Annotated in this window: 7 protein-coding genes; 4 read left to right on the top strand and 3 right to left on the bottom strand. The window is 63.3% G+C overall.

From position 1 onward, the window contains the following. Nucleotides 1-180: 180 nt before the first annotated feature. The 4 genes from NKI20_RS08385 (at nucleotide 181) to NKI20_RS08370 (ending at nucleotide 4,263) form a co-directional block, all read left to right on the top strand. Entirely contained in the window at nucleotides 181-1,728 is a 1,548-nt protein-coding gene (locus tag NKI20_RS08385; protein WP_352829783.1) for a sugar ABC transporter ATP-binding protein, read from the top strand. Further along, nucleotides 1,725-2,705 carry an ABC transporter permease gene (locus NKI20_RS08380; RefSeq protein WP_352829781.1) on the top strand — a complete coding sequence of 327 codons (981 nt, stop codon included), beginning with the start codon at nucleotides 1,725-1,727 and terminating at the stop codon, nucleotides 2,703-2,705. Before NKI20_RS08385 ends, NKI20_RS08380 begins: the two co-directional genes overlap by 4 nt. Then, nucleotides 2,702-3,688 carry an ABC transporter permease gene (locus tag NKI20_RS08375; RefSeq protein WP_352829779.1) on the top strand — a complete coding sequence of 329 codons (987 nt, stop codon included), beginning with the start codon at nucleotides 2,702-2,704 and terminating at the stop codon, nucleotides 3,686-3,688. Before NKI20_RS08380 ends, NKI20_RS08375 begins: the two co-directional genes overlap by 4 nt. A 68-nt stretch (nucleotides 3,689-3,756) precedes the next feature. Then, nucleotides 3,757-4,263 carry a gluconokinase gene (locus NKI20_RS08370; protein WP_502898059.1) on the top strand — a complete coding sequence of 169 codons (507 nt, stop codon included), beginning with the start codon at nucleotides 3,757-3,759 and terminating at the stop codon, nucleotides 4,261-4,263. 409 nt (nucleotides 4,264-4,672) lie between these two features. Here the strand turns inward: NKI20_RS08370 and NKI20_RS08365 are convergent, their stop codons facing one another. The 3 genes from NKI20_RS08365 to NKI20_RS08355 all read right to left on the bottom strand — a co-directional run bounded on the left by NKI20_RS08365 (nucleotide 4,673) and on the right by NKI20_RS08355 (nucleotide 7,644). After that, the gene (locus tag NKI20_RS08365) at nucleotides 4,673-5,122 is read right to left on the bottom strand and encodes an RrF2 family transcriptional regulator (RefSeq protein WP_023756920.1); all 450 of its coding nucleotides are present in this window, start codon (nucleotides 5,120-5,122) and stop codon (nucleotides 4,673-4,675) included. Between the two features lie 256 nt (nucleotides 5,123-5,378). Next, the gene (locus NKI20_RS08360) at nucleotides 5,379-6,365 is read right to left on the bottom strand and encodes a sulfate ABC transporter substrate-binding protein (protein WP_352829774.1); all 987 of its coding nucleotides are present in this window, start codon (nucleotides 6,363-6,365) and stop codon (nucleotides 5,379-5,381) included. A gap of 235 nt (nucleotides 6,366-6,600) precedes the next feature. Continuing rightward, the gene (locus NKI20_RS08355; RefSeq protein WP_023756922.1) at nucleotides 6,601-7,644 is read right to left on the bottom strand and encodes a sulfate/molybdate ABC transporter ATP-binding protein; all 1,044 of its coding nucleotides are present in this window, start codon (nucleotides 7,642-7,644) and stop codon (nucleotides 6,601-6,603) included. Nucleotides 7,645-7,648: the final 4 nt, after the last annotated feature.

Genomic DNA, 7,648 nt, shown 5'->3' with positions numbered 1-7,648 from the left:
CCCCGACAAGTCCTAAAATTTCTTCGCCGGAAATTCCTTCCCGACCTGCGGCATAAATTTCCCGGCGCAGTAAATCTTGGGTCACACCAAGGCTGACAAATTGGCTGCACTGCCGGCGCCGTTAAACCCACGGCGCCGGCCACTCGATAGTCTGGTCGTCAAAGTGCCTGGGGAGGGCCGATGGACGGTGCGGTTCCGCTCTTCCGGATGGAAGGAATATCCAAGCGCTATGGTGGCGTGCGGGCGCTGGAAAAGGCCGAACTTTCGGTCACGTCCGGCAGCATCCACGCCATCCTTGGCGAAAACGGCGCCGGCAAATCGACACTGATAAAGGTCATGGCGGGCGTCGTCGCGGCCGATGAAGGCCGAATGACACTGGATGGCCGCGAGGTGACTTTCGCGTCGCCGGCTGCCGCCAACCAGGCTGGCATCGTCTGTATCTTCCAGGAGCTGTCGCTGGTTCCAGAACTCAGCGTCGCAGACAACATCGTCATCTCCGATCCGCCCAAACGCTTCGGCATGATCGACCGCAAGGCGCAGCGCCGCATCGCGGAAGAGGCGCTGGCGCGCGCGGGTGCGGCCGACATTCATCCGTCGGCACTGGTCAAGGACCTGCCCTTGTCGCGGCGGCAGATGGTCGAAATCGCCAAGGCACTCGCCAGAAAGCCGCGCATCCTGATCCTCGACGAAGCGACGTCGGCGCTGACGGCGGCGGACGTCTCGAACATCTTCGCGGTGCTGAAGCGGCTGCGCTCGGAAGGGCTGGCCCTGCTCTACATCTCGCATCGCATGAACGAGATCGCCGAGCTGGCCGACCAGTGCACGGTGTTCCGCAACGGTCGTAACGTCGCAAGCTATCCGGCAGGTTCGAAAAGCGACAATGAAGTGGTCGAACTGATGATCGGCCGCGAATACAGCCACATCTTTCCGCCGAAGCCTGCGGCCGTGCCTGCGACCGCCGCCCCCAGGTTAGAGGCCCGCAAGCTCTCGTGGACCGACCGGCTCGACAATATTTCATTGACTGTCAGGGCCGGCGAGGTGGTTGGCCTCGGCGGCCTTGACGGCCAGGGCCAGCGCGAATTGCTCCTCGCCTTCTTCGGTGTGCTGCGCGGCCTCAGCGGTCAAATCCTGATCGACGGCAAGCCTGTATCGATCACCAGCCCCGCGGCTGCGCGCGAGGACGGCATCGGCATGGCGCTCATTCCCGAGGACCGCAAGACCGAAGGCCTGATGCTGCCGATGACCGTGCGCGAGAACCTGTCTTTCGCAGCCCTCGACCGGCTCTCGAAAGCCGGCATCATCGACCGCGCCGCCGAGCAGCGGCTGATCGATGACATGGTCGGCCTTTTGGCGATCAAGACGGCGGGCCTCGACATTCCGGTCGCAGCACTTTCGGGCGGCAACCAACAGAAGGTTGTCATCGCCAAATGGCTGATGCGCCAGCCGCGCATCATCCTACTCAACGATCCGACACGCGGCATCGACGTCGGCACCAAGCAGGAGCTCTACCAACTGATGCGCAAGCTTGCCGATGCGGGTGCGGCAATCCTGTTCTATTCGACCGACTATGACGAGTTGATCGGCTGCTGCGACCGTGTGCTGGTGCTCTATGATGGAGCGGTCAAGCGCGAGCTGGTCGGAGCCGAGATCAGCGAACGGGCGTTGATATCGAGTGCGCTCAACATCCATGGCGAGGACAGCCTCGTGAGCCTGGGAGCGGACGTATGAAGGATTGGCGCTACTGGCTTGCCGAGCAACGCGGAACGCTGCTGGCATTTGGCATCTTCATCGTGATGTTCGTCATCTACACCTCGAACCATCCGGCGGGCCTCACCGCCAATGTCGTGCAGACGGCGGCGAACAAGGGCGTTCTGCTGGCCTTCGTCGCCATGGCGCAGACGCTGGTGGTGATCACCGCCGGCATCGATCTGTCCATCGGCATGATCTTCCTGCTCACCAATTGCCTGGCGTCCTGGCTGGTGGTGGGCACGCCGATGCAGACGACACTTGGTGTACTCGCCGTATTGGCGGTAGGTCTGCTGTGCGGGGCGATCAATGGCGCCATCGTCATTTATGGCCGGCTGCAGCCGATCGTCGCCACCATTGCCACAGGAGCCGTCTATTACGGCATCGGCCTGTTGCTGCGGCCATTTCCGGGCGGTTCGGTCAATGAGGATTTGGCCGACGCCCTGACCGGCCGCGTGTTCGGCGTGGTGCCGGCGAGCCTTGTGGTGCTGCTTGCCATCGTGCTGGTGATCTGGGTGCCGTTCAGCCGTTCGGTGCTCGGCCGCGCCGCTTACGCGGCAGGATCGTCGGAGACGGCGGCCTACATGTCCGGCGTGCCGATAAGGCGTGGCAAGTTCGCCGCCTACACGCTGGCCGGGCTGCTGGCCGCGATCGGCGGGCTGTTCCTGACCTTCTTCACCTATACGGGCGAGGCGGCCTATGCCAGCGGCAACTCCTACACGCTGTTTTCGATCGCCGCCGTTGTGCTCGGTGGCGTCTCGCTGTTCGGCGGCAAGGGCAGCGCCATCGGCGCGATCTTCGGCGCGCTGGCCTTCCGCACCATTGGCGACCTTTTGTTCGTCTTCGATTTCGATCCGCTCTGGCAGCCGCTGTTCCAGGGCGTTATCCTGCTGGTCGCCGTCAGCCTCGGCGCCTTCGCCTTGTTTCGGGTCCGCAACCGGCTGGAGTGGTTCCTGTGAGCGAAACGACGATTGGCGGCATTGCCGGCCGCATGCCCAGGTTCATCCGCCGCGCCGATCCGGCGGTGCTGACCGCCTTTGCCTGCATTGTGCTGTTGCTGTTTCTTGGCAGCCTTTATTCCAGAAGCTTCCTGTCGCCTGAATATCTCTTGCAGCAGCTCAAGGTCGCCTCGTTCCTCGGCGTCATCGCCACCGGCATGATGTTGGTCGTCCTGCTCGGCCAGATCGACCTGTCGGTACCCTGGTCCATGGCGGCGGGCGCGATGATGGCCTGCGCGGCGGCCGCCTATGGCCCGGCCGGGGTGGTGCTGGCGATCCCGTTCGGCATTCTCTGCGGTGTGCTGATCGGTATCGTCAACGGCATCGGCGTCGCCTACCTGCGTATCCCCTCGATGATCATCACGCTGGCCACCAACGCCGTCGCGCAAGGGCTGATGGTCGTCTATACCGGCGGCTTCTCGCCACAGGATTCGGCGACGGGCGCAATGCGCTACCTAGCGACCGGCTTCGCCATTCCGGGCGTTCCCAACGCGGTCATCATCTGGGCGCTGATCGGCGCTGCAATGGTGTTCGTGCTGACCCGCACCAGTTTCGGCCGCACCGTCTACGGCATCGGCAACCGCGAGCGCGCCGCCTATCTCTCCGGCATCGACACACGGCGCGTGGTGATGATCGCTTTCGCGGTATCGGGCGGGCTCTCCGCTTTCGGCGGCGTGCTGCTCGCCGGCTATGCCTCCAAGGCGGCGCAGTCGATGGGCGATGCCTATCTGCTGCCATCGATCGCAGCTGTCGTGCTTGGCGGCACCTCGATCCTGGGCGGGCGGGGCTCGTATCTGGGCACCGTCGCAGGTGTCATCCTGATCACCCTGCTGCAATCCATCCTGTCAGTCATGCAGATGCCGGAGGCGGGGCGGCAGATCATCTACGGCGTCGTCATCGTCGCCATGCTGCTGCTCTACGGCCGCGCGCCAGCAAGCCGCTGACAGTGGGTGAAAGGCCAGCACGGGCGCCAATTGGCGCCCCCGGCTCATTGCCCCAAGCCATCGTGGTGATGGGCGTCGCCGGCTGCGGCAAGTCGGCCGTCGGCATTGCACTGGCGGCCGCGCTGGGCGTTGCCTTTATCGAGGGTGACAGGCTGCACCCGCCGGAAAACGTCGCACGCATGGCCAGCGGCGAGCCACTCACCGATCAACTTCGTGAAGGCTGGCTTGACGCGATCGGCGAGCGCATCACTGCGTCGGTGGGGCAGGGCGAAGGAGTGGTTGCCGCCTGCTCGGCGCTGAAGCGCAGCTATCGCGCGCGCTTGAGCGGCTTCTGCCCTGCGATCGTCTTCCTCTATCTGCAGATCGACGCTGCTACGGCCAGGTGGCGTGTCGGCAGCCGCAAGGGCCATTTCATGCCGGCAAGCCTCGTCGACAGCCAGTTCGCTATCCTAGAGCCGCCGACAGCGGATGAGAGGGCCTTGACGCTCGATGCGACCCGCCCGGTCGGCGAACTCGTCGGTGCGGCCGCCCACCAGCTACGCCCAGCCCGTCCCGCCCCTCCAACCGGATCGTAGGGCTCCGAACTCAGTTTAACAAAAGACCTGACGACAGCCAGTTCGGCGGTGTCGGCAGCTTTTGTGCCATTCATGATAGGAATTTTTTCTTGATTTGGTGACCTCAGCTATGGTACATATTCATGTATGGTGCTGATTTGCGCCAGTGACCCGCCGCACAGGCGGGTTTTTCGTTTCCGTCAGCCTACGCGACGGCGAAGGCTCAGAAAGAACCCGTTAATCCGAGTTCGTTGCCCTGAACCGGATCGTAGGCGACCAGCGGCCTGCCACCAGATGCGCGGCGAGTTTGCCCGCATCGGTGCCTTCACCAAGCACAGCGCGGGTGGCGGCGGCGTAAGCAGGGAATTCCTTGCGCATATGGCGCTACAAGCGAACCTCGATACGCGGCGGCAGATTGGCAGTCGGTGGTCTAGATCTGTGACGTCAGTTCGACGGGGAAATCATCATTGTCGGCATCGCGCATGGCGGCGAGGCTGCGATTGTCCAGCACTTCGGCGATCGCCTGCCGCACCTCCAGCATCATCTGCCGGACCTGGCAGGTAGCCTCGTCGCAGTCGTCGCAGCGCTGATACTGCGTGCGGCTGGCGCAGGGGATCGGCGCTAGCGGCCCGTCAAGCACCCGCACGACATGGCCGATCTTGATCTCAGAGGCCGGCCTGGCGAGGCGATAGCCGCCTTCCTTGCCCTTGCGGCTCTGGACGAAACCGGCATTGCGCAACTCGCCCAGGATGGCATCAAGGAATTTCTTCGGAATATTGTTGGCCACCGCGATGTCATTGACGAAGGCCAATTGGCCCAGTGGCAGGCCAGACAGATGCACGAGGGCCTTGAGGCCGTATTTGCCTTTTTTTGTCAGCATGCCCAGATCACCCCATTGAAGCCCCAACCACTCGCATCTGGCGACTGTTTGTGTGCAAATAATGACGTTTTTGCCGTGCGGCGATATTTCGCGAAAACAAGGCGCCGAATGGCATGTTAGGCGCAAACACGTTGATTCTTTGTAACGTTCTGCACGGATGACGCCGATATTTCGCTGAAAACCGGGTTTCCGGAGCACAAAACGAAGAATGCCGGCAAGGTGCCGGCTTTCTTATTTGCTCCGGATGTTTGTGCCGTCAGCGGCTGCCATAGGTCTGGTCGAGCAGGCCGCCTGCGGCGAAATGCTCCTTCTGCACCTTGTCCCAGCCGCCAAAAACGCCTTCGACGGTCAGCAGGCGGACGTCGGGAAACTGGGCTTTGTATTTGGCCTCCACTGCCGCGTCGCGGACCCGGTTGCCGTTCTGGGCGAGAATGTCCTGGCCCTCCGGCGTGTACAGGAAGTCGAGATAAGTCTTTGCCAGATCGCGCGTGCCATGCTCGTCGGCGACCTTGTCGACGATGGCGACCGGGAATTCGGCCAGCAGACTGACCGAGGGCGTGACTTGCTCGAATTTGTCGTCGCCATATTCCTTGCGGATGCCGCGCGTCTCGGACTCGAAGGTGATCAGCACGTCACCGATCTCGCGCTGCACGAAGGTGGTGGTCGCGGCGCGGCCGCCAGTGTCGAAGATCGGCACGTTGTTGAACAGCTTGGTGATGAACTCCTTCACCTTGGCGTCGTCGCCCTTGAAGGCTTCCTTGGCATAGGCGGTAGCCGCCAGATAGGTGTAGCGCGCATTGCCTGATGTCTTCGGGTTGGGGAAGATCACCTGCACGTCGTCGCGCACGAGATCGTTCCAGTCCTTGATATGTTTGGGGTTGCCGGCGCGCACCAGGAAGGACGGCAGCGAATAGAAGGGCGAGGCGTTGTCGGGGAAATCCTTCTGCCAGTCGGCCGAGACCAGGCCCTTCTTGACGAGGAAGTCGATGTCGGTGACCTGGTTGAAGGTGACGACATCGGCAGCGAGGCCTTCGGCGATGGCGCGCGCCTGCGCCGAGGTGCCGGCATGCGACTGGTCGACGGTGACGCCCGGATGGTGCGCGATGAAGGCCTTGTTGATCTGCACGAACAGTTCGCGGCCGACATCATAGGATGCGTTGAGCAATCTATCGGCCGACCAGGCTTGGGAGGATGCCAGGAGCAGGCCGGCGACGGTAGCGACGCCGAGGAAAAATCGCTTCATGAAAACAAGCTCCGGGTGCAATGGGTTTATGGTCGAACCATAGCTGTGGCGCGCGGTGCGCGACGAGGCACGCGAGACGGCTCTGTGGTTGTGCTGCGAGAAAAGTTATCGGCCGAAACAGCCGGATGCCAGGATTTTCTTCCAAAGAGAGACACCCTTCAGATCTGATCGTGGGCAAGAAGATCGCATCGCGATGCTGGGTCGAGAACTGGCTGGAATAGCGCTCGACCGAGGATCAGGCGGGCGGAAACAGCTTCCAGCGGCCGGGACGGAACGCCACCCGGCTTTTCTGCGCCGCGGGATGATCGACAGGCAGTTCGATTTCCACGCGCTGGCGCTCGCCGCCGATCTCGAGTTCGACGCGGCGCGTGCCGGCGACGCGGCGGCTGGCGGCGACCGTGCCGGCGATGCAGCCGCTGCAGCCATCCAGCAATTCGACATGGTGCGGGCGGAAGTAAAGCGTCGCTTCGCCCGAGGGCTCGTTGGGCGGCGCGGCAAGCCCGATCGGACGGTCGGCGAGCCAGATCTCGCCATTTTCGACCTTGACCGGAAGCGAGCTCGATTCACCGATGAAGCCGTAGACGAAGGGCGAGTTGGGCGCGTCATAGATGTCGTCGGCAGTGCCGACCTGCTCGATGCGGCCCTGGCTCATCACCACGACGCGGTCGGCAAGCTCCAGCGCCTCTTCCTGGTCGTGGGTGACGAAGACGGTGGTGTGGCCGGTGGCGTCGTGGATCTCACGCAGCCAGCGGCGCAATTCCCGGCGCACCTGCGCGTCAAGCGCACCGAATGGCTCGTCGAGCAGCAGCACCTTGGGTTCGATCGCCATGGCGCGCGCCAGTGCCACGCGCTGGCGCTGGCCACCGGAGAGCTGCGCCGGATAGCGCTTTTCGAGCCCGGAAAGCTGGACGAGGTCGAGCAGCTCTGAGGCGCGGCGGCGGATTTCCTGCGCCGGCGGGCGCGACGACCCGTGCCGGACCTTCAGGCCGAAGCCGATATTGTCAGCCACCGTCATGTGCCGGAACAGCGCATAGTGCTGGAAGACGAAGCCGACATTGCGCTCCTGGATCGACTTGTGCGAGGCGTCCTCGTCGCCGAAGAAGATATTGCCCCGCGTCGGCCGCTCCAGCCCGGCGATCAACCTGAGCAGCGTCGTCTTGCCGGAACCGGACGGCCCCAGCAACGCGATCAACTCGCCCGACTTGATGTCGAGCGACACGTCATGAAGCGCCGGAAACCGCTCAAACTCCTTGCGTACGTTGGCAACGCGAACTTCCATGCAA

This window comes from Mesorhizobium sp. M0830 (assembly GCF_040319965.1).
Taxonomy (GTDB): Bacteria; Pseudomonadota; Alphaproteobacteria; order Rhizobiales; family Rhizobiaceae; genus Mesorhizobium.
Note: the sequence above shows the minus strand (reverse complement) of the source record. Positions and strands in the feature narration are given on the sequence as shown.